Below are 22,291 nucleotides of genomic sequence, written 5' to 3' on the forward strand. Positions count from 1 at the left end.
CCGGAGGTTTTAATTTAATAGGGGGCCGTCTGCCGATTATTCGGCCGCGGAGGCCGACGGAGACGCGCTTGCGTCCGGGGAAGCCGCAGGGGATTCCGTCGCGGGCGCCGATGCGCCCGGAGTCGAAGATGCCGAGGCGGACGGAGAAGCCGAAGGAGACTCCGATGCCGGGGGCTCCGGCAAATCCGTGCTCGTAATCAAGCCCGGGAGCTCGTCCGTCATGAACTTGCTGACCTCTTCGGAGGCGAGCGTCTGCTTGATTTCCGCCTTCACTTCGTCGAACGTCTTCGTGCCGCGGTCCTCGACTTTCATGACATGGTAGCCGTACGACGTCTTGACCGGATCGCTGATCTCGTTGATCTCGAGCGTCAGCGCGGCGTTTTTGAACTCTTCGACCCATTGGTTCGGATCGTACTTTTCGTAAAGGCCGCCGTTGGACGCAGAACCGCCGTCATCGGAATATTCGGCGGCCAGCTCGGTCCAGTCGCCGCCCGCTTCCAGCTTGCCTTTGATTTCGTTGGCGAGCTTCAGCGCCTCCTCGTCGGTGCGGGTGTTATTGTTCTTGTCGGTAAGCCCGATCAAAATATGACGCACGCTGGCGTAATTATAGCTGTCTTTGTTTTCGTCGTAATACGTTTGCGCCGTTTCGTCCGAAACGTCGGCCACGCCCTGGTTGAGCATCGTCACCTGTTCGGTCATGAACTGAAGGAGCTTGTCCTCGGTCAGGCCGCCGTCCTCCATCGTCTTCTTCACGTCTTCGTTGGCGTCCAGCTCGGACTTGATCTGGTCGAACTGCTCCTTGGCGTCCGTTTCCGACTGTTTCTTGACGTCGTCGGTCGCGCGGTCGCTCAAAATGCGGATGCCGATAAGCTGCTTCAAAATTTCTTCCTGGTACGTCGGCTCGTCCACGATCGTGGGGAAGGAAGCGTAATAGAAAATTTTCAAAAAGGTTTTGTAAGCTTCGAACTCTCCGTTCGCAATTTGACCGCCCTCGTATTCGGCGACGACTTTGGCGTCGTCCTCGTTTTTGCCGCATGCGGCCAACAGGCCCGCAAACAGCACCGCAGCCAGCGTTAAAGCCGCAATCCGGCCGGCCAGGCTGCTTCTATGGCGCAACATCCTGCAATTCCCCCTTAATTTTTGTCGCTTCCTTGTATTGTACCAGAAAATCCTCGACAAAAGCCAACATCGCATCGTCGTCAAGCCGCTTTACCATCATTTTCAACAGCGGCTGCGGCTGCAGCGAAGCGATCTGCATTTTGCCCTGGAAGCGCTTTTCGAGCTGCTTCAATTTCGGTTCGTCCATCACCTGGCGATGGCGCTCCTCGAACTTGATCCACACCTCGTCCCCCCGCTTGACGATCGACTCGATGCCGTAATGCCGGCCGTACACTTTGAGACGGGCGACGGCAAGCAGGTTGAGCACGGACTTCGGAGGCTCCCCGAACCGGTCGACCAATTCGTCGAACAGCTCGCCCACGTCGTCAAGCGTAGCGGCGGCCGCCACTTTTTTATAGATTTCGATTTTCTGGATGCTGTCGTAAATATATTCGGGCGGCAAGTAGGCGTCGACGGCCAAGTCCAGCTGGGTGTTGACTTGCGGCGGCGGCGCTTCTTCCTCTCCGAACTGCTTCGCCTTGCGCGCCTGAATTTCCTCGGCCAGCATTTGCGAATACAGATCGAAGCCGACCGAAGCGATGAAGCCGTGCTGCTCCGCGCCCAGCAAATTGCCTGCGCCCCGGATGGACAAGTCGCGCATGGCGATTTTGAACCCGGAACCGAGCTCGGTAAACTCCTTGATCGATTGCAGCCGCTTCTCGGCCACCTCCGTCAGCACCTTGTCGCGCTGGTACGTGAAATAGGCGTAAGCGATCCGGTTGGAACGGCCCACGCGCCCGCGCAGCTGGTACAGCTGGGACAAGCCCATCTTGTCGGCGTCGTGCACGATAAGCGTATTGACGTTCGGGATGTCGACCCCCGTTTCGATGATGCTGGTGCTGACGAGAACGTCGTAATCGCCGTCGAGAAAATCGAGAATCGTCCGCTCCAGCTCCTGCTCGGACATTTGCCCGTGGGCGACGGCAATGCGGGCGTCCGGAACGAGCGCCGAAATTTGCTCCGCCATCTGGTAGATGCCCTGCACGCGGTTGTACAAGAAGTAAACCTGTCCGTCCCGCGCCATCTCGCGCTCGATCGCTTCGCGCACAAGCGTCGGGCTGTACTCGACCACGTACGTTTGCACGGGAAACCGGTTTTCCGGCGGCGTCTCGATGACCGACAGATCGCGCACGCCGAGCATGGACATATGCAGCGTCCGCGGAATCGGCGTCGCCGTCAGCGTCAGCACGTCCACGTTCGTCTTCAGCCGCTTGAGCTTCTCCTTGTGGGAGACGCCGAAGCGCTGCTCCTCGTCCACGATCAGGAGCCCCAAATCCTTGAACACGATGTCCTGCGACAGCAGCCGGTGCGTCCCGATGACGACGTCGACCGTGCCCGCCTTCAGCGCCTTGATCGTCTCGTTCTGCTCCTTGCGGGAACGGAACCGGCTCAAGACGCGAATTTGAAACGGATATCCCGCGAACCGCTCGCGGAACGTCTCGTAATGCTGCTGCGCGAGAATGGTCGTCGGCACGAGCACGGCCACCTGCTTGCCTTCGATCGCCGACTTGAACGCGGCGCGCACCGCCACCTCCGTCTTGCCGTAGCCCACGTCGCCGCAAAGCAGCCGGTCCATCGGCCGCGGCTTTTGCATATCCTTTTTGATCTCTTCGATCGCCCGCAGTTGGTCCGGCGTTTCCTCGTACGGGAACATCGCCTCGAATTCCTGCTGGTACGGCGTATCCTCGCCGAAGCCGTAGCCCGTCGTCGCCTGCCGTTCGGCATACAGCTTGATCAGATCGTCGGCGATATCCTGGACGGACGAGCGGACCTTCGATTTCGCCCGGGTCCACTCGGCTCCCCCGAGCTTGCTTACCTTCGGCTCCCTCTCTTCGGAGCCTACGTATTTCTGAATGAGGTCGAACTGCTCGACCGGCACGGACAAACGATCCCCGCCGGCGTAGACGATGTGCAAATAATCTTTGTGAATGCCGTTGATTTCCAGCGTGCCGATGCCCAAATATTTGCCGATGCCGTGATTTTGATGCACGACGTAATCGCCGACCTTGAGCTCCGTGTAGCTCTTGATGCGTTCGGCGTTGTCCATGCGGCGGTCGACACGGCGGGCTTTCCGCTGCTTCTGGGTGAACATCTCGCCTTCGGTAATGACGACGAGCTTGACCGACGGGAGCTCGAAGCCGCTTTGCAGGTTGCCGAGGGCGATTTCCGGCTGCTCGATATGGTAATCCTCCAGCACCCGCTTCATCCGGTCTGCCCGCTCGCCGTTGCCGGCCAGCATGACGATTTGGGAGCCGCTCTTATGCCAGCGTTCCATTTCCGCCTTGAGCACGTTCATTTGTCCGTGGAAATTTTGCATCGACCGGCAGACGAAATTGACGATATTTTGCGGCTGGGTGTGAGGAATTTGCCGGACGAACAAGGACAAGTACACGACTTGATACGATTTCGGGTACAGCGCCCGTTCCGCTTCCACAGCCAGCACGAAGCCGGGCAGCGATTTGCCCTGCTGCAGCAGATGCGTCGACCATTCCGATTCGTCTCGTTCCAGTTGGCGGGCCGTTTCATTCAACCGGTTCGGTTCGTCCATCAGCAGCAGCGTATCTTCGGGAATATAGTCAAGCAGCGTCTGGCGTTCCGGGTAAAGCAAAGAGATATATTTGTAGATTTCGGAAAAATAAACGTTTTGCCGAAGCAAATCGATTTCCCGGGCAATTTCCGAACGCAGCCGATCCTTGGCCTGGCGATCGGTCATCCGTTCCAGCTGCTTCTCGAGCAGTTCGAAGGCATGCTGGGCCGCGTTCGCGAACCGGCGCTCGTCCGCGATCATTTCCCGGCAGGGCCTGACGCGGGTTTCGTCCAGCTTGTCGATCGACCGTTGATCGGTCGGGTCGAACGTGCGGATCGAATCGATTTCGTCGTCGAACCATTCCACGCGAAGGGCGACCGGCGAGGTTAACGGGAAAAAGTCGACGATGCCGCCGCGAACGCTCATATGCCCCTTCTGCTCGACGCGGTCGACGCGTTCGTAGCCCAAACCGATCATTTGCTTCAAAAACGTCTCCATCGGCAGCGATTCGCCGACCGCAAGCTTGACGGAAGCCTGCGCCATCGTGCGGCGATCGGGCTGAAACCGCCGAACCCCCGAAAAAGGCACGACAACGACCCCGCGGAATCCTTCCGCGAGTTGAAGCAGCGCATCCATTCGCCGCGCCGACATTTCCGGACTCGAAATGGCCGTCTCCGCCGCGATCAGCTCGTTGGCGGGATAAAGCAGCACTTCTCCTTGCGGCAAACATTCCTGCAAGTCTTCCGCTATTTTCTGGGCGGAGAACATATTGTGCGTCACGACGAGCATCGGCCGCTTAAGCTCCCGGTACATCGTCGCGATCATCACTTGCCGCGCCGATCCGGACATGCCGGCCACCAGCTGCTCCCGCATGCCGCTTCGCACGCCGGAAAGCACCGAAATCAAATCGGGATCGGTCGCAAACGTATTCAACAGCGCCTTCATGACGGGTTCCCCTTTCTGACGTAAAGCGTTTCCGCTGCAAAAGACAGCGTGCAGACGGTCGGCTTCGCTCGCAACAGCGCCTTATTCATGATATTCGCTATCCGCGAAGGATTGTAACGCAAGCAAAACGACTGCGCCCTCCACGCACCCGGGCGCACTCGTTCCAGGAGATCCAAGCGAGAAAAACGTTCCGTATCGTTAAAAAGAAGCCCCGGCTCATGCCAAGGCCTCCGTTTCGACGCCGCAACGCATTCATAGGCTCATTGAAGGGGATTGGACAGCAGAGAAAGTTCCGGATGCTGATCCAACGTCTCGCTGCAGTAATCGCAGATGACTTTTACCGTAACGTCCCCATTGGAATTATACGATATTATACGCTTTCGTTCATCGGGGGTCAAGAATTGCAGGCCCAGCTTGTACTCGGGGACAAGCCCGTTCTCGAAGCTTCCGAGCGGCATGCGGCAATGTCGGCAAACATAGTTTACTGCCATATGTATGCCTCCTAAAGAGTTGGTATGCGGCTTCCCGCGTTCCTCTTCAGTATGTCCCCGATTCGCCAAAATTAAGCGTTCTGGCGGGCATTGAATTTCGCCATCGTCTCTTCGAACGGGTGAGTGAGCGAATACTCGATGGCGTCGGAAGCTTCCTCGACCATTTTCCGCACGTCCGGCTGCTCCGCTTTCGCAAACGGCGACAGCACGTAGTCCACGATCCGAAATCCCGGCTGAGGGCGCGAAATGCCCATGCGGACGCGGTTGAACGTCTGCGTGCCCGTATGCTGAATGATGGATTTAATGCCGTTGTGGCCGCCGGCGCTTCCCTGATAGCGAAGCCGGATCCGCCCCGTCTCCGTATCGAGATCGTCGTAAACGATGATGGCGTCTTCCAGCCTGGCTTTGTAATAGTCCATAAAAGCGCGGACCGACTCTCCGGACAAGTTCATGTAGGTCATGGGCTTCAGGAGCGCGACCTTCGTTCCTCCGACGCGAGCTTCGCCGATCAACGCCTTGCACTTGCTCTGGCCGACGTTCGTCTGCCAGCGTCTCGCCAGCTCGTCGATGACCATGAATCCGGCATTGTGCCGGGTCGCTTCGTATTCCGAACCGGGATTTCCGAGTCCGACAATCCACTTCATTTTCGGGTGCCCCTCCAGCTTCATAGAGTCCGTTTCGGCGCCGTACGCCTTTTTGCGGGGGAATGCAACGAAATCCGCCGCTTGCGTGTCCTAAATAATGACAGCAAAATCAGATAACCGCTAAATGCAACAGCTTGATAAAACCATTGGAGAAAGAAGGCGAATTCATGTACATGAACGGCCAGATGATCTTCGACGATAATCATTTCTACGATCACATGTCCGCGGAAGTTCCGATTCAAGTTTATCGCGGGCGGCTGCACAGCGACATCGGACTTATCGAATATTATGGCAGAGACTTCGTGAAGATCAACAACATTTTTTACAGCCGCAAACAATTCACTTTCGTTTCCCGTCCCGGCTATTGAAGAACGGACGGCGGAAGAAGGTTCGGCACTGCGCCCGCCGTCTTCGCAGCAGACGGGCGGGCGCGGCGCTTTTATCCCGATCGCGAAAAAAGAGCGCGGAGCTGTGAGCCGTCCGCGCTCTTTCGGTTGCCTGATTCGATTCGCTTGCGCCGTTCAATCGACGTCCACCGTATTCGCGGCTTTGCTGTGCTGCGCGTTCTCCTCGGCTGCGTCGTCCATCGCCTCGACCTCGTCTTCGGAAAGGTTTTTCTGCGGGGCGAGGACGGAGACGACGACGATATCCGCTTCCGACGCCGCCGTCACGCCGGCCGGCAGAGGAATCTGGCCTACGGTCAAGTGATCGCCAAGCTGGAGCGAGCTTACGTCCACCGTCAGCCGGTCGGGCAAATCTTTGGCTACGCACGACACCTCGAGCTCGTGCATGACGATTTGCAGCATGCCGCCTTCCTTTTCGCCGGGACTTTCGCCGGTAAAATCAAGCCGAACGGGCGTTTGAATCTTCTCGTTCAGATTGATTTGATGAAAATCGACATGAAGCACTTCCCCGTTCAAGGCGTCCCGCTGAATTTCGTTCAACAGCGCGGAGCGGCTGCCGAGTCCCGCCACGTCCAGCTCCACGATGCTGTGCGCTTCGCTCCGCAAAAACGAGGCCAGCTCCCTCGCCTCCAGCGCGATTGCCGCGGCCTCCATCTGCTTGCCGTAAATGACGGCCGGAATTTTTCCGCCGCGCCGAAGCTGGCGAAGCTCGCCTTTCGTTTTCCCGGCGCGCGGTTCGGCATGTAATGTCGTACTCATACGGGCATCCCTCCTGCGAGTATACCCTATTCGTACCCATTACGGCCGATCATTAAACATGCGGTTCGAACAGTTTGCTGATCGATTGCTGCTCGTGAATGCGGATAATCGCTTCGCCGATCAGCGGCGCGACCGACAGCACCCGAACCTTGGTCGAGGCGGACGGAGACCGCAGCGGAATCGTGTCGGTCACGACGACCTCGGTAATCGGCGCATCCTCGAGACGCGCCAGCGCCTGTCCGGACAATACCGGGTGCGTGCAGCAGGCGTAAATTTCCCTGGCTCCCGCTTTTTTCAGCGCTTCCGACGCGAGGCAGATCGTTCCGGCCGTATCGATGATATCGTCGATCAAAATCGCGGTCCGCCCCGCGACGTCGCCGATAATGTTCATCACTTCCACGACGTTCGGCTCCGGACGGCGCTTGTCGATGATCGCCAGCGGAGATTGCAGCTCGTCGGCCAAACGCCGCGCCCGCACGACGCCGCCGTGGTCCGGGGAAACGACGACGGGAGCGAGCAGTCCCTTCGACTTGAAGTAGTCGCCCAGAATCGGGACGCCGAGCAGATGGTCGACCGGAATGTCGAAAAAGCCCTGGATTTGCATCGCGTGCAAATCCATGGCGATAACGCGGTGCGCTCCGGCCGTTTCGATCAAATTGGCGACGAGCTTCGCCGTGATCGGATCGCGCGACTTGGCTTTGCGGTCCTGGCGGGCATACCCGTAGTAAGGAATGACGACGTTGATCGTTTTGGCGGAGGCGCGCTTGAGCGCGTCGACCATGACGAGCAATTCCATCAAGTGCTCGTTAACCGGCTGCGAGGTCGATTGCACGACGTAGACGTCGCTGCCGCGAACGCTCTCGTTCAGCCGGATGTGGATTTCGCCGTCGCTGAACCGGCGCATGTCCGCGTCTCCGAGCGGTACGCCGATATGCCGTGCCACCGCTTCGGACAGTTTGGTGTTGGAGCTGCAAGCAAACAGTTTTAAAGTGGCGTCCGGATAAGACATGAAGCCAAGCCACCCGCTTTCCGATGTAGTCAAATGCGCATTGCGTATTGGGTTATTTGGACTCCCGCTCTTTTTTCGAACGGGCTTTGCTGCGGAGCTTCTCGGCATACCCGGCTTTGTTGACCTGGCGCTCCCGCGCGATCGCGACATCGCCTGCTCCCACGTCGTGGGTAATCGTCGATCCGGCGACGACGTACGCGCCTTCGCCTACCTTTACAGGGGCGATCAGGTTTGCGTTGGTGCCGATAAAGGCGTTGTCGCCGATGACGGTCTTCGATTTATTGTATCCATCGTAATTGGCGGTTATCGCGCCGCAGCCGATGTTGACGCCCGCGCCGACTTCGGCGTCGCCCACATAGCTGAGATGGGGAATTTTGCTGCCTTGGCCGACGACGCTGTTTTTCACTTCGACGAAATCGCCGATTTTGACCTCGTCATGGAGACGGGTTCCCGGACGCAAGTAAGCGAACGGCCCGACCGAACATTCGTTCCCGAGCAGCGCTTGGTCGGCAACCGACTGGCGGATCGCCGAACCGTCGCCGACGCGGGTGTCGGTCAGGTCCGCATGAGGACCGATCGCGCAATCGGAGCCGATCGCCGTCGATCCGCGCAGCATCGTGCCCGGGTACAGCACCGTATCCGGCCCGATCGTCACGTCGGATTCGATATACGTGCTCGCCGGATCGATAATCGTGACTCCGTTAAGCTGATGCTTCAGCGTAATTCTTTGGCGCATCAGCCGCTCGGCTTCGCCGAGAGCGACGCGGTCGTTCACCCCGATCGCTTCGGCCGGATCGTCCGTCATATAAGCGGCGATGCGGTCGCCCTGCTGCTTGAGGATCCCGAATACGTCGGTCAAATAATATTCGCCCTGCGCGTTTTCGTTCGTGACCCGCTCCAGCGCCGCGAACAATTTCCGGTTGTCGAAGCAATACGTGCCGGTATTGATTTCGCGGATTTGCGCTTCCTCGGGGGAACAGTCCTTCTGCTCGACAATGCGCAGGACGCCGCCGTCCGGTCCGCGTACGATGCGGCCGTACCCGGTCGGGTCGGCCATTTCCGCCGTCATGACCGTCGCCGCCGCGCCTTCGCGTTCGTGAAGCGAAATGAGCGCCTCGATCGTCGCGGCCGTCACGAGCGGGGTGTCGCCGCAGACGACGACCGTTACGCCGTCGGCATCGGCCAACAGCGAACGGGTCTGCATGACGGCGTGCCCCGTGCCGAGCTGCTCGGCCTGCAGGGCGTACTCGACCGAGTCGCCGAGCCGGGCCCGCACCGTCTCGGCGCCGTGCCCGACGACGACGACGGCGCGTTCGCAATTCGCCTGCCCTACCGCATCCAGCACATGCCGAACCATCGGTTTTCCGCACACGGGATGCAAAACTTTATATAATTTCGATTTCATTCGTTTGCCTTGTCCGGCGGCCAAAACGATCGCCATTCTTGCCATGAAAAGGTCTTCCTCCTTCCGCTCGCACAACAACAATCCCTAAAGAATCATAGCTTATTCCGAGGCAAATGAAAAGAGAGCCCGATTAAGGCTCTCTCATAAAAAATAATTTCCTTTTTTTCGAGGGGGCTTTCGCAAGCCGCAATTACGCACCTTCGACCAGGACTTCTTCTTCTTGGGCCGCACGCTCATATTCCGCCAGGACAGCGGATTGGATTTTCTCGCGGGTACCCGAGGAAATAGGGTGAGCGATGTCCCGGAACTCTCCGTCCGGCGTCCGTTTGCTCGGCATGGCTACGAACATGCCATTGTTTCCGTCGATCACGCGGATGTCATGAACGACAAACTCATTGTCTATCGTAATTGAAGCAATGGCTTTCATACGTCCTTCGGAATTGACACGACGCAGTCTCACATCTGTAATTTGCACTTGTGTTCACCACCTTTGCCCCATCGGAAGACTTGGTGTAATATTCCACATTATTGCGCAAATTCCTGCTGAATGTTAGCCAAATGAGATGAAAAATTAAAAAATTTTTTTAAATTATTCCATTTTCGACAAAAATCTCCGCTATGCATTCGATTTCGACAAAAACATCCTTCGGCAGTCGGGCCACTTCCACCGTCGAACGCGCCGGAGTATGGCTGCCGAAATAGCTCGCATACACTTCGTTAAAAGCGGCGAACGTATTCATATCTTTCAAAAACACGGTCGTTTTGACGACGTTCGAGAGGCTGGCGCCTTCGGCGGCCAGCACGGCCTGGAGATTGCGCAGCACCTGGTGCGTCTGCTCGACGATTCCGCCTTCCACGAGCTCGCCCGCGGGCGTGAGCGGAATTTGGCCGGACGTAAACAGCAAATTGCCCAGCTTCACCGCTTGGGCGTACGGCCCGATCGCGGCTGGGGCCTCGGTTGTGGATACGATTTTGAGAGACATGAAAGTTCCTCCTTAGCTTTGAAAAAAATTGCCCGGCCGAACGACGATTTGGCGCGTCTTCAAATCGACTTCGCGCAAGCTCGCAAGCGATACGTAATCGTGCAGCAGCCGTTCCTCGTTGTCGATTTCGCCGGATTCGACGAACACCCCTACGCCGGCAACCGTCGCCCGGAATTCGTGGAGCAGATCGACCATCCCCTGGATCGTGCCGCCGGCTTTCATGAAGTCGTCGATGATCAGCACGCGGGACTGCTCCTTGAGCGCTCTCCGGGTGAGCGACATCGTCTGGATGCGCTTGTTGGAACCGGATACGTAATTGATGCTGACGACGGAGCCTTCGGTTACTTTGTGATCCCGGCGGACGATGACGACCGGAATGTTCAGGTAGACGCTCGCCGCGAAGGCAAGCGGGATTCCTTTCGTTTCGACGGTCATGATCACGTCCGCATCCCGGTCGGCGAACGCCGTCGCGAACATGCGCCCGATCTCCTGCAGCAAAGCCGGTTGTCCGAGCAGGTCGGTCATATACAGATAACCGCCGGGCAAAAGCCGGTCCGGCTGCTCCAGCTGCCTGCAGACGGCCGTTATTTTTTGAAGCGCTTGCTCTTTTCCGCTTTTCGGCACGTAGCGCACGCCCCCTGCCGCTCCCGCCAGCGTATGCAAATCTCCAATCCCTTCTTCTTCGAAGACCTCTTTTATAATCGCCAAATCTTCGCTGATGGAAGACTTGGCCGACTGGTAGCGATCGGCGAACGCTGTTAGCGATATTAACGTATGGGGACGGGCCAGCAGGTACTGAGTCATTTCCACGAGGCGCGCGCTGCGCTTCAACTTTTTCAAAAGTCTCACTCCCGGTCCAAACCCGAATATTTTATCGACATCATATCATTTTTATCCGGTTTTGGGCAAGGAGGATCGAAAAGGGATGACAATTTTGTTTACATAAAACGTCAATTCAACCCGTCAGCATGCGCACGACGTACACTTCCTTGCAAAAGCCTCGCAACCCGTTGTACAGCCGCGCCACCTTCGATTCTTTGGAAACGAGCCCGAACACCGTCGGGCCGCTCCCCGACATCAGCACGCCGTCCGCGCCGAGCTTTTCCATGACGTTCTTGATCTGCCGCACTTCCGGGTACCGATCCAGCGTGACCGTTTCCAGCACGTTGCCGAGGCGGGCGCACACGTCCGCGAACGACTGCCGCGAAATGGCGTCCAGCATGTCCGGAATCGACGGATGCGTCTTCAGCTCGTTCGCCCGCAGCTTCCCGTAAACGTCGGCGGTCGAGACGTTGATCGGGGGCTTGGCCAGCACGACCCAGCACTGAGGCGGGTTCGGAATCGTCTCCAGCTTCTCGCCGCGCCCCCGGGCGATCGCCGTGCCGCCCCGGATGCAAAAGGGAACGTCCGAGCCCAGCTCGGCGCCGAGCTGTTCGAGCTCGCCGGCCGACAGGCCCAGCTCCCACAGCCGGTTCAGGCCCCGCAGCGCCGCTGCCGCATCGCTGCTGCCGCCGGCCAGGCCGGCCGCTACGGGAATATGCTTGTCCAGGTGTATGTACACGCCGCGTCTTACGCCGCAGCGTTCCTTGATCAGCCTGGCGGCCTGGAACGCCAAATTTTTCTCGTCGAGCGGAATGAATCCGGCTTGGCTCGTAAGCACGATCTGGTCGCGCGGCAGCTCGGACAGTTCCAGACGGTCGGCCAAATCCACCATCGTCATGATCATCTCGACTTCGTGGTAGCCGTCTTCCCGCTTCCGCAGCACGTCGAGGAGCAAATTGATTTTGGCCGGGGCCTTTTCGTACACTTTATTTGTCATGTTCATCACCTGTCGGCTAAGTAAAACCGGTTCGTTAAAGCGGTCGAAAGCTTTACATATTATAACAAACCCCCGGCGGAATTGCGATTTAGGTTAAAAAAGGCGCGGCAGCGGCCTTGAGAGCGATTGCAAAGAAAAGGCCGAGGCAGGGCGGCGGCAGCGCCTTCCCGTCGGCGTCCTTGCCCTGCCTCCCGCTTCATTGCGGTTTTTTGGCTGCGGCCTGTTCGGCGATCTGAATCGCGCGCTTGACCATATTCCCGGCATCCTTGGCGCGAATGCCGCCCCAGCCCTCACGCTCGACCGTGCCGTAAAAGCCGAGGTCCTTGGCCAGCTCGGCCTTGAACTGCTCGGACATCGTGCTCCTTCTGCGGCCCATCGGAACGCCTCCTTTTTCAGAAGCAAGTGGCGACAAACCTGTGCGCCCGGACTTAGGATGCCCCGTTGCGGCGAATCGATATCCCCCTCGGGCTTTCGAACACGCAAAACGGACAACCTGTGCGCTTGGCGCCCGGTTGCCCGTGTGTGTAAAACCGTGTCAATGCGACATGAAGTTGATTCGAACTTGGCCGTCATCGTTGCAAACCATCACTTCCACGGATTCGGTCAAAATATCGGCGTAGCTGTACGAAACCCGCTTGAAAGCGTTCTGTTCCTGGTCCAGCTTGACAATAAAAACGGACGGGTAGATCTCTTCCAACACGCCGGTTCGTTCGACGGTTTTGCGGCGTCCACCATTGGCGCGGAGCATGATTTTGGAGCCGACATGGGGTTCCAAACTCCGCTTGATCTCCATAAGCGTGTTTTTAGCCATGATCCACTACCACCTCTTTCCCTGTAAATTATAACTAAAGGGAGGTGGTTTGTCAAATCGAAAAAAATATTATATCAGCGTTTCCGTTTTTTTGTCAACGATGTTTTTTGGATTTGGCAGCCCAATCCGATATTTCCCCATCGTTTCGACGCCTCCGACGCCCTGAATGCCGCTGATTGTGTGGGCGATGACGTCGGCGATGTTGATCGTGTCGCGAAAAGGAGTGAACGCCGCCCGTACGGCTACGTACACGGGATCCAGCGCGTGAATCATGATGCGGCCCGGCGAGCTCGCGAAATTGGCCCCCGCCGTAAGGATGGCCTCGAAATGGGACTGGCACGCCCCCGCGATGACGACCAGGGAGTCCCGATGCTTTTCGTATTCTCTGGCCACCTGCACCGACCGGACGAAATTGAAGGAGTTTTTGTAGCTGCTGAGGCTCTGCGTATCGTTTTTCTGCTTGAGGACCCCGTCATGGCCGGTGACGACGACGATATCCGGCTTTACCCGGGGAAGAAGCTGCATGAGCACTTGCGGCATTTGCGACTCGTGGCAATGAGCGCCATTCGCGGGAATGCCGAGCTGCTCGTACACGGCCATGCTTTTCTTCAGGTAGTTCTGATCCCCGTCGAGATGGAGCACCTTTCCGGGCAGCTCGAAGTAAGGGTCGCGGCGCGGCGCGTAGCCGAGCTGCTGGGCCTGCCCGCCATGCGGCCGCAGCTGCGCCCTTTCTTCCTTCATCCGCCGAAGCGACTCGTTTGCCCGGATGCGTACCTGCCGGGTTCCGCCCAGCTCGTCCGGGTTCCGCACCGAGTGCAAATCCTCCACCTGCGAATCCGCAAGCAAACGATAATCCGTGCCGCGCAAAATCGCCAAGCGGCCGGATAGCGCCGCAATTCGGAAAAGGATGTCACCGCCGTACGATTTGCGGACGACCAAATCCCCCTGCTTCATGGGCAAATCACCTCTTTCGTCTATCCTATGGAGGCGAATGCCACATGGTGCAGGGCAAATACCGATGCGTCGTCGGTTCGGCGTCCCGTTTACTTCACTTCACGATGCCCGCAGCGGCCAGGGCGCCCTCGAGACGGGCGAACTCCGCGAGCGACAGCGTTTCGCCCCTGCGTCCGGGATCGATGCCGGACGCCGTCAGAACGTCCGCGAGCTCGCCCTTGCGCTCCTTGCCGGCGAACGCCGCCAGGTTGTTGTGCAGCGTTTTGCGGCGCTGGGCGAACGCGGCATGGACGATGCGGAAAAACCGCGCCTCGTCCCGCACCTCCACGGCGGGCTCGCCGCGGCGCTTCAGCCGGATGACGGCCGAGTCGACGTTCGGCGCCGGGATGAAGGATCCCGGCGGCACGGTGCAGACATACTCCGGCTCGCAGTAGTACTGCACGGCGATGCTGAGCGATCCGTAATCCTTGCCGCCCGGCGAGGCGGCCATGCGCTCCGCGACCTCCTTCTGCACCATCACGACGATCGCTTCGATCGGCAGCCGGTCCTCCAGCAGCTTCATGATGATCGGCGTCGTAACGTAATACGGCAGGTTCGCGACGACGCTGACGCGCTCGCAGCCGGCGAAGCGCTCCTGCCATAACGAGCGCAGATCGGCCTTGAGCACGTCGGCGTGCAGCACGGTGACGTTGTCGTAGACCGACAGCACCTCGCGGAGAATCGGAATGAGCCGGTCGTCGATCTCCACGGCCGCCACCTGCCCCGCCTCCTGCGCGAGGCGCTCCGTCAGCGCGCCGATGCCGGGCCCGATTTCCAGCGCTCCGGCTTCCGGGCCGAGGTTGGCCGCCGCGACGATTTTATCGAGAATGTTTTTGTCGGTCAAAAAGTTTTGCCCCAGGCTTTTCTTGAACGTAAAGCCGTGCCTGCGAATAATGTCTTTCGTCCGGTTCGGGGTTGCGATGTCGGCTCCCCCGCGCGATCCGTTGTTGTTCATCTTCCGCCTACAGTCCTTCCCGCTCCAGCTGCGTTAACGCGTTCAAGAACTCTTCCCGCGAGATGCGGAACATGACGCAGCGCTTGTAAAATTGTTTCCCGTTGGCGTATCCGATGCCGAGCAGCTCCCCCATCCGCTGCCGGCGCCGCGCCGCCGAGGCGTGAACGATCAGTCCGGCGTCCATCAGATCGGACCAGGCGATGTCGGCCTCCCCCGAGGCCTCCGGCGCCGCCTCGCCGCTTCTCGCCTGCGCAAGCGCCCGGCGGATCGCCTCGTCGGACGCATGCTCCACGCCGATGCCGTCCTTGCCTCTCGCCTCCGCGCGCGTCAGAAACGCGTGCTTGCAGTCCGGCACCCGCTGGGCGACGATTTTCCGAATCCGCTCCCCCGGAGCGTCCGGATCGGTAAATACGATCACGCCGCGCCGCTTGTGCGCCAGCTCGATTCTCCGCAGCACGTCTTCGCCGATCGCCGAGCCGCCGGTTTCGATCGTATCGGCCTGCACCGCCCGCCGGATGGCGGCCGTGTCGTCCTTGCCTTCCACCACAATCATTTCCTGAATCATCGCTTGATCCTTCCGCTCCGTTCTTCGGGTTCGCCCAAAGGACGGGCAAAGTCCTACTCGTTATTATAACCTTGCCCATGCAAAAAAGAAGAGGCCCGAAAGCCCCTTCCCTGCAATTGCCGCTATCTATGTCAAATGTGCTCGTTCTTCGGCGTCTACGGTTGGCATCCCCGATTGACGCCGTCCGGCCGTCCGGACCGCGGCGGCGGATCCGGCACGACCGGGAATCGCCCTTGCGCCTCCGCTTTAGTCGGCGGAAGGCTTGACAGGGCCGATGACGTATACGGTGTATCCTTTTTTGGAGCCGAACTTCTTCGCATGGCTCTCGCTGTCGAAATACACGTCGATTTTTTTGCCGTTGATGGCGCTGCCGGTGTCTTCGGCTCGGCGGAAGCCGATGCCATCGATGTAGACCCACCAGCCGAGCGGAATGACGTCGGGATCGACCGCGATCGTGCGGCCCTCCGACACCTTCGTTCCGGATGCGGTAATGCCGTAGCCCTCGTCGCCTACGTCCTTGCCCGTAGATTCCGGGCCCGCCGTATAGGCGGTAAGCTTGACGTTCTTCAGCACCTGCTTCACTTTGACCGACTTTCCGTTAAGCTGAACCGTGCCGTTAGCCGAAGCGTCGTAGGACAACGTCGTGACTTCGGGCTCTTTTTTCTTCGTGCCGACCGCGACGATTTTCTGCACGGACGGCTGCGTGATCGTTTTGGATACCAGCTGGTCGCTGACCAGGCGACCGTCGACATAGACGCGCTCGGTTTTCGTCACGAGCGTGCCTTCCTTGCCGGTTTGGATCACTTTTTTGCTGCCCTCGGGCAGCGTGGGGTCCTGCTTTTCCACGATGGCGAACGTCACCGGATGCGACGTTTCCACGACCTCTTTATCCACTCTCAGCACCTGAATGGTCATGCCTTCGGTAACCGGCGCCGACTTGTCGGGCGTTACCCGGTCGTCCGCCGATAACGAGAGGTTCGAGGCGTGCAGAACTTCCTGAACGGAATCTGCGGTCGTATATTTGATCTCCTTCTTCCCGTCCGCCTGCAGGACGACTTTCGCGGCGCGATCGATCGCGATCGTGCTGCCCTCCTGCAGCTCGGCATCGAGCGGCTGGGATATTTGATCGTGCGGGCCGACGGTGATGTTGTGCTCCGAGAGCAGCGATCGCACATCGGACGATTTCGTTTTGATGACGGTTGTCGTCCCGCCGTCCACGACGGTTACGCTCATGGCGGACGCGCCGTGTAGCAGCAATAAGAACAAGATGGTCATAGCAAAAGAGAGAATTGCGCTGAGCAGGATCAAACGCAAATGCTCATGCTTCCATCGCGCTGCGAAAAGCTTGCCGGTCGGTCGTGGATCATGGGTGTTCCCGACAGGAACGGTTCCCATTTTCTCGTTCCTCCTTCATAGCCCCGCCGTCGACTGCCTAAGCATGACTTCGTCTGACGCGACTATCCTTTTGGTTAACGGCGCTGGGCTTCGCACGGAGCGGCTTTCGCACGAAAGCACCCGGCCGTCGTTCACCAGTAAACGGCACCAACCCGCCGCCCGAAAACATTCGCCTCTTCCTCCCGCAAAAAACGGACAACAAAAAAAGCCGACGGACAGAGGATCTGTTCGTGGCTCCGCTTGCGACGTCGAAAGGGAAATGGGCAGCACGAGGTGACCTCTCTCTCATACGCTTGCGAGGTTAGCTGTCGGGTTCGGGCCAAGAGAGCGGCCCTATCCGCCCGCAATCCGACGGACCGTCCGGCCTGGACGGATGCTTCGGTTGCCAGCAAAATTCACCCCAAGATTACTCGGCCGCAGAAATCGCGGTTCGCGTACGAACCGGTCCTCCGCGTCGGGTCCCCCGCTCTCCGTTCGGAGACTCAGCGCACTGGAAAAGGGATGCCATATTCAAACTCTTGGATTAGATGATAACCTCTCGGCGCCAAAGGTGTAAAGAAGGGTCAAAGCGCGAAATCCTCCATTTTTGAACGAAATAAAGCTGAATTTTTAGGTTTCATCGATCAAAAACCAGTTTTTTCGCATAACTAAATGATTTTTCTTCGATTGTTAGCGTTTTATCTTGGTAGACGAAAACAGGCGAGACCATTTTCGGTCGTTAAATTTGCAATTTCTTCCACGGATTTCCCTTTTATTTCCGCTGCTGCCTCCGCTACGAACCGCACGTAAGCGGACTCGTTTCGCTTCCCTCGGTAGGGGTGCGGAGTCAAATACGGGGCGTCCGTTTCGATCAAAAAACGGTCGTCCGGCACGTTCGCGAGCACCTCTTTGGGAACCCTTGCATTTTTGAACGTAACCGGTCCTCCGAACGAAATATAGAAGTTCATGTCGAGGCATTTTTTGGCCGTTTCCCAGCTTCCGGAAAAGCAGTGCATGATCCCTCCGACCTCGGAGGCGCCTTCCTCGCGAAGCAGCCGGACGACGTCCTCGTGGGCGTCCCGGTTATGGATGACGATCGGCTTGCGCAGGCGTTTGGCCAAACGGATTTGCTCCCGGAAAACGGCGTGCTGAACGTCCTTCGGAGACGTATCCCAATAATAGTCAAGCCCGATTTCGCCGATCGCCACCACCTTCGGATGGGCGCACAAGCGTTCGATCCAGGCCAAATCGTCCTCAAACTTCATGTCGATCGCGTCGGTCGGGTGCCAGCCGACGGCGGCGTAAATGAACGGATAGTTCTCCGCGAGCGCCATCGTCGTCGGGATCGTCTCCCGGTTGAAGCCGATATTGACGATCGTTTCGACGCCGGCTTCCCGCGCGCGGGCGATGACCTCCTCGCGATCGCTGTCAAACTTTGGCGAATCCAGGTGGGCGTGCGTGTCGAATAACATAGCGTATGGCGTCTCCTTTTGCTTTTGCAAGTTCTTTTTTTTACATTCCGAAAAGCTCGCGGATTTCCGGCTCCAATTCCGTTGCCTTCCTCCGAACCTCGTCTTCCGGATAATACAAATAGTAATTTCCCCGGTGCAAGCCCGTGATCGAACGGATGATGTCCGACTTGACCGAGATTTCCGTCAGCCGATCCTTGTTGTCGAGCAGCAAAATCGGCGGCTTTTCCGAGGCGTCCAGCGCCGCTCCGGGCTTGTACACGTCATAAGGCAGATCCACCGGCGTATCCACCTCGAGGTGATAACCGGGATGGAGGCCGATGCGGGCCCACTCCTTGCGAATGCGCTCGATCAACGCCTCGTCCAGCGCGTCCTGCGAAATATATTTATACAAGCGGCGATGAAGAAATCGCGAGCACAAGTCCGCCAGCAGCTCGTCCCGCTCGCCGATCCACTGTCCGAATGCCGCCTGAACCATCGATTCGTCCAAGCTCAAATACGATTCCACCGTCATCGTGCCTTCAAACAAATGCTTGAGCTGCGGGAGCATAAAACCGAACGCATACCCGCTCCGGTACAGCTCGTCCGCCCTGCGGAAAATTTGCCTCAGCACGATTTCCGAGCTGCGCGTAACGGGATGGAAGTATACCTGCCAATACATCTGATAACGCGACATCAAATAGTCCTCGACGGCATGCATCCCGCTTTCCTTGACGACGATACGCCCTTGATGAGGCCTCAGCACCCGCAAAATCCGGTCCAGGTCGAAGGTGCCGTAGTTGACGCCGGTAAAATACGCATCCCGGAGCAAGTAATCCATGCGGTCGGCATCCATCTGGCTGGAAACGAGGCTGATGACGATCGGCTTGTCGTAGTCTTTGCGAATGACGGCGGCAACCCGTTCGGGAAAATCGCGGCCGACCTCCTTCAAAATCCGGTTGATATTCGTGTCCCCGAGGATGATGTCGCATGTCCACCGCTCATGATCGTTGCCGAACACTTGTTCGACCGAATGGGAAAAGGGGCCGTGTCCGACATCATGCAACAAGGAAGCGCATAAACTTACCAAATTTTCCTCTTGCGGCCAATCCTGATATCGATTACGCTCAAATTGGCTGATAATTTTCCTCGTAATCTCATACACGCCGAGCGAGTGGGAGAACCGGCTGTGCTCGGCTCCATGGAACGTCAGGTAGGTCGTGCCCAACTGCCGTATTCGCCGCAGTCGTTGAAATTCGGGCGTGTTGATCAGCTTCCAGATCGTCTCGTTTTGCACATAAACCGAATGGTGAACCGGATCCTTGAACACTTTCTCCTCTTCCAGCCGACGGCTCATCGACAACACCTCCTTAAAATAATGAAAAAACGATCAGAAACCGAAACTTATGTCGAAGTTTGTCGTTTAATGGTAGTGGAATCAAGTTGACATTTTCATCAAATGCCGTTGTCATTATGGACGTTAAAAGCTTATAAATAAAGCATTCTTAAATTAAAATTTTCCAATCCGCAAATTGATTGGTTGACTTAAATGGGAATGGTTGGTATGATTATAAGCGATAATTCGGGAAAAATGTCGAATTATGACGAATTATAGGCTTGATTCCTTGAATAAAAGGTGGCCTTGATTTTATTTTAACCTGAAAAGAGGGAGTTTCCAAATGATGAAATCTACGGGAATTGTTCGTAAAGTCGATGAGCTCGGCCGTGTCGTCATTCCGATCGAACTGCGCCGTACGCTCGGCATCGGAGAGAAGGATGCGCTGGAAATTTACGTGGACGGAGAGCGCATCATGCTGAAGAAATACGAGCCGGCATGCATCTTCTGCGGCAACGCGGAAAACGTCATTTACTTCAAAGGAAAAATTGTTTGCCGAGATTGCTTGAAGGATTTGCCTACACCTGTGACAAATTAAAGAAAATACGTTATAATAGCATTGAAAGTCTGTTTTCTGTTAATTCTAACCTTTTTATATCTCCTTATAACCCTCCCGGACAAGCCTCGGGAGGGATCTTTTTGATTTTACCGTTCAAGCAAGCTTTGGTAAATGTCCCGCCGAGACAAGCCGCGATCCCGTGCCGCCAGACGCATCGCTTCCTTTCGGTTTGCCTTTTCCGTCTTTTCGTAATGCTCCACATGCTCGGCTACGGTCAGCGGCTCCCACCAGACGGCAGACGCGGGCTCGCCGGAACGTTCTCCCTCTTCCCCGCCAGCCTCGGCTGAAGCCCTGCCCTCCAGCACGATGCATATTTCACCGAGCGGTGGATATTCCCGGAAATGCGCCAGACAACTCTGCACCGTTCCCCGGACCGCTTCTTCATGCCGCTTCGTCAGCTCCCGAATGACGGCCGCCCGGCGGTTCGGCCACTTGTCGGCGAACGCCTGCAGCGTCTTGACGAGCCTGTGCGGCGACTCGTAGAAAACGAGCGTTCCCGTCTCGCCGCCGAGCCCGGCCAGCAGGCGTTCCATGCCTTTGCGTTCCCTGGGCGGAAAGCCGACGAACGTGAACCGCTCCGTCGAGAGCCCCGAAACGGTCAGCGCGGCGAGGGCGGCGTTCGCTCCCGGAATCGGGACGACCGGGATGCCCTGGCCGATCGCCGCCGCGGCGAGGTCGGCGCCCGGATCGGAAATGGCCGGCATGCCGGCGTCGCTGATGAGCGCGATATTTTTTCCTTCGAGCAGCAGGCGAATGAGCTCGGGACCGCTTGCGGCTTTGTTGTGTTCGTGATAGCTGACCAGCCGGTTCGAAATGTCGAAATGCGTAAGCAGCTTGCGGGATTGGCGCGTATCTTCGGCCGCGATCAAGTCCGCTTCCTTCAGCGTACGAATGGCGCGGAACGTCATATCCTCCAAGTTCCCGATCGGCGTTCCCACCAAATACAGCGTCCCGGTCGGCTTTCGATCGTCGAAGCTTTTTTGCGCGATGGCCGCTGGGGCGCCCGGATTTCCGGCTTCGCCCGCCTTTTTTTCGCTCATGCCGTTTCCTCCTTTTGCCGAACCGGTTTCGGTCTGTATTGCATTTCTACTATTATATATGTCCTGCTCCCAGGCAAAAATCGACACCCTTCCGCGTGGCTTTCCTAAGACGGAAAGTCGTTAAGCTCGTTCTTGCTTCCGTAAAAAACGTCCAGTAATTCCTGCGTATACGTTCTGCCCTCGCCCCCGTACACGATGAGCGGCGGAAGCGTCCGCACTTCCGGGCGCCCCTCCTTCAACGCGTCGATCAACACCATATTCGCTTCCGCGCCGATCCGGGGGTGAACGAAGCGGATTCGCTTCGGTTCGAGCCGATGGCGCCGCAGCGCGTCGATAATTTCGGCAAGCCTCGTCGGCCGATGAACCATCGATACGCGCCCGCCCCTTCTGACGAGCCGGGAAGCGGCGGCGGCTACGTCTTCCAGCGTGCACCCGATCTCGTGGCGGGCCATCGCCTGATGCGGGTTTTCCTTATGGTCCCCCGTATGGACCGGCATATAAGGCGGGTTGACCGTTACGGCGTCGTACGGGCTTTCTCCGTCCTTCAGGCCAAGCGTCTTGAGGTCGGCTTCCAGAATGCGGATCCGCTCCTCCAGACCGTTCAGCTTGACGCTGCGCTCGGCCATGTCCGCAAGCCTCGGCTGGATTTCCACGCCGTCGATCGCGGCATTCGTCCGCGTCGTCAGCAGCAAAGGCACGACGCCGTTGCCCGTGCACAGGTCGAGCACCCGTCCGCGCGGCGGCACGCCGGCAAAGCGGGCAAGCAGCACGGCGTCCAAAGAAAAGCTGAACACATCGGAGCTTTGAATGATTTTCAGCTCGTACGTCAGCAAATCGTCGATCCGTTCGCCGGGCAGCAGGTTCGGTTGAGGCTGCATGCTAGTTTGTCCATCTCCATTTTCTCATCTTCGTCTTCATTAGCTTACTCGATTTCATGCACGATTTCATCATTCGGCCGCAAAACGAACAGGCCCTCGGCCGATCGCGGCACCGGAGGACCTGTTTT

General features: G+C 57.9%; 23 protein-coding genes and 1 riboswitch. Of the genes, 2 read left to right on the forward strand and 21 right to left on the reverse strand.

Annotation, left to right across the window (positions count from 1 at the left end; translation table 11 throughout):
* Positions 1-36: 36 nt before the first annotated feature.
* The 4 genes from B7E11_RS00265 to pth form a co-directional block, all read right to left on the reverse strand.
* The gene (locus B7E11_RS00265; RefSeq protein ID WP_176220551.1) at positions 37-1,119 is read right to left on the reverse strand and encodes a peptidylprolyl isomerase; all 1,083 of its coding nucleotides are present in this window, start codon (positions 1,117-1,119) and stop codon (positions 37-39) included.
* Positions 1,106-4,630, reverse strand: a complete 3,525-nt coding sequence (gene mfd, locus B7E11_RS00270; RefSeq protein WP_080831650.1) for a transcription-repair coupling factor — start codon at positions 4,628-4,630, stop codon at positions 1,106-1,108. The genes B7E11_RS00265 and mfd overlap by 14 nt, the downstream gene beginning before the upstream one ends.
* 260 nt (positions 4,631-4,890) lie before the next feature.
* Complete coding sequence (locus tag B7E11_RS00275; protein ID WP_080831651.1) at positions 4,891-5,121, reverse strand: anti-sigma-F factor Fin family protein; 231 nt, start codon at positions 5,119-5,121, stop codon at positions 4,891-4,893.
* A 71-nt stretch (positions 5,122-5,192) separates the two neighbouring features.
* Complete coding sequence (gene pth, locus B7E11_RS00280; protein WP_080831652.1) at positions 5,193-5,765, reverse strand: aminoacyl-tRNA hydrolase; 573 nt, start codon at positions 5,763-5,765, stop codon at positions 5,193-5,195.
* Positions 5,766-5,932: 167 nt separating this feature from the next.
* Here pth and B7E11_RS00285 point away from each other — a divergent pair, with 167 nt between their 5' ends.
* A complete protein-coding gene (locus B7E11_RS00285; protein WP_080831653.1) occupies positions 5,933-6,133 on the forward strand; it encodes a hypothetical protein in 201 nt (66 codons plus the stop codon).
* A gap of 153 nt (positions 6,134-6,286) precedes the next feature.
* Here B7E11_RS00285 and B7E11_RS00290 read toward each other — a convergent pair whose 3' ends face one another.
* The 15 genes from B7E11_RS00290 to B7E11_RS00360 form a co-directional block, all read right to left on the reverse strand.
* Positions 6,287-6,928 (reverse strand): 50S ribosomal protein L25, encoded by a 642-nt coding sequence (locus B7E11_RS00290; RefSeq protein WP_080831654.1) that lies wholly within the window; start codon positions 6,926-6,928, stop codon positions 6,287-6,289.
* Between the two features lie 52 nt (positions 6,929-6,980).
* On the reverse strand, positions 6,981-7,937 hold the full coding sequence (locus B7E11_RS00295) for a ribose-phosphate diphosphokinase (protein WP_080831655.1): 957 nt from the start codon (positions 7,935-7,937) through the stop codon (positions 6,981-6,983).
* A gap of 52 nt (positions 7,938-7,989) precedes the next feature.
* A complete protein-coding gene (glmU, locus tag B7E11_RS00300) occupies positions 7,990-9,387 on the reverse strand; it encodes a bifunctional UDP-N-acetylglucosamine diphosphorylase/glucosamine-1-phosphate N-acetyltransferase GlmU (RefSeq protein WP_080831656.1) in 1,398 nt (465 codons plus the stop codon).
* A gap of 145 nt (positions 9,388-9,532) precedes the next feature.
* On the reverse strand, positions 9,533-9,817 hold the full coding sequence (gene spoVG, locus B7E11_RS00305; protein WP_080831657.1) for a septation regulator SpoVG: 285 nt from the start codon (positions 9,815-9,817) through the stop codon (positions 9,533-9,535).
* Between the two features lie 109 nt (positions 9,818-9,926).
* On the reverse strand, positions 9,927-10,325 hold the full coding sequence (locus B7E11_RS00310) for a RidA family protein (protein ID WP_080831658.1): 399 nt from the start codon (positions 10,323-10,325) through the stop codon (positions 9,927-9,929).
* 12 nt (positions 10,326-10,337) lie between these two features.
* Positions 10,338-11,165: a pur operon repressor gene (gene purR, locus B7E11_RS00315; RefSeq protein ID WP_080831659.1), complete on the reverse strand. Its 828-nt coding sequence runs from the start codon at positions 11,163-11,165 to the stop codon at positions 10,338-10,340.
* A gap of 115 nt (positions 11,166-11,280) precedes the next feature.
* Complete coding sequence (gene ispE, locus B7E11_RS00320; RefSeq protein ID WP_080831660.1) at positions 11,281-12,144, reverse strand: 4-(cytidine 5'-diphospho)-2-C-methyl-D-erythritol kinase; 864 nt, start codon at positions 12,142-12,144, stop codon at positions 11,281-11,283.
* A 196-nt stretch (positions 12,145-12,340) separates the two neighbouring features.
* Positions 12,341-12,520: a small, acid-soluble spore protein, alpha/beta type gene (locus B7E11_RS00325; protein WP_080831661.1), complete on the reverse strand. Its 180-nt coding sequence runs from the start codon at positions 12,518-12,520 to the stop codon at positions 12,341-12,343.
* 159 nt (positions 12,521-12,679) lie between these two features.
* Positions 12,680-12,955, reverse strand: coding sequence for a biofilm formation stimulator Veg (gene veg, locus B7E11_RS00330; protein WP_080831662.1), 276 nt, complete (start codon positions 12,953-12,955; stop codon positions 12,680-12,682).
* A 69-nt stretch (positions 12,956-13,024) separates the two neighbouring features.
* Entirely contained in the window at positions 13,025-13,909 is an 885-nt protein-coding gene (yabG, locus tag B7E11_RS00335; RefSeq protein ID WP_080831663.1) for a sporulation peptidase YabG, read from the reverse strand.
* A gap of 94 nt (positions 13,910-14,003) precedes the next feature.
* Entirely contained in the window at positions 14,004-14,903 is a 900-nt protein-coding gene (rsmA, locus tag B7E11_RS00340) for a 16S rRNA (adenine(1518)-N(6)/adenine(1519)-N(6))-dimethyltransferase RsmA (protein ID WP_080831664.1), read from the reverse strand.
* Between the two features lie 7 nt (positions 14,904-14,910).
* Complete coding sequence (gene rnmV / locus B7E11_RS00345) at positions 14,911-15,468, reverse strand: ribonuclease M5 (protein ID WP_080831665.1); 558 nt, start codon at positions 15,466-15,468, stop codon at positions 14,911-14,913.
* Positions 15,469-15,714: 246 nt separating this feature from the next.
* Complete coding sequence (locus B7E11_RS00350) at positions 15,715-16,701, reverse strand: resuscitation-promoting factor (RefSeq protein WP_338026238.1); 987 nt, start codon at positions 16,699-16,701, stop codon at positions 15,715-15,717.
* Between the two features lie 437 nt (positions 16,702-17,138).
* A riboswitch (cyclic di-AMP (ydaO/yuaA leader) is annotated at positions 17,139-17,361 on the reverse strand.
* A 179-nt stretch (positions 17,362-17,540) separates the two neighbouring features.
* A complete protein-coding gene (locus B7E11_RS00355; protein ID WP_080831667.1) occupies positions 17,541-18,314 on the reverse strand; it encodes a TatD family hydrolase in 774 nt (257 codons plus the stop codon).
* A 40-nt stretch (positions 18,315-18,354) separates the two neighbouring features.
* A complete protein-coding gene (locus B7E11_RS00360) occupies positions 18,355-19,647 on the reverse strand; it encodes an HD domain-containing protein (RefSeq protein ID WP_080831668.1) in 1,293 nt (430 codons plus the stop codon).
* Positions 19,648-19,969: 322 nt separating this feature from the next.
* Here B7E11_RS00360 and B7E11_RS00365 point away from each other — a divergent pair, with 322 nt between their 5' ends.
* A complete protein-coding gene (locus B7E11_RS00365) occupies positions 19,970-20,224 on the forward strand; it encodes an AbrB/MazE/SpoVT family DNA-binding domain-containing protein (protein WP_080831669.1) in 255 nt (84 codons plus the stop codon).
* A gap of 107 nt (positions 20,225-20,331) precedes the next feature.
* Here B7E11_RS00365 and rsmI read toward each other — a convergent pair whose 3' ends face one another.
* Together rsmI and B7E11_RS00375 are read right to left on the reverse strand one after the other, a co-directional pair.
* Positions 20,332-21,285, reverse strand: coding sequence for a 16S rRNA (cytidine(1402)-2'-O)-methyltransferase (gene rsmI / locus B7E11_RS00370; RefSeq protein ID WP_080831670.1), 954 nt, complete (start codon positions 21,283-21,285; stop codon positions 20,332-20,334).
* Between the two features lie 104 nt (positions 21,286-21,389).
* Complete coding sequence (locus tag B7E11_RS00375) at positions 21,390-22,163, reverse strand: tRNA1(Val) (adenine(37)-N6)-methyltransferase (protein WP_080831671.1); 774 nt, start codon at positions 22,161-22,163, stop codon at positions 21,390-21,392.
* Positions 22,164-22,291: the final 128 nt, after the last annotated feature.

Origin of the sequence: Cohnella massiliensis, from assembly GCF_900169535.1 — a bacterium.
Lineage (GTDB): Bacteria > Bacillota > Bacilli > Paenibacillales > Paenibacillaceae > Cohnella > Cohnella algarum.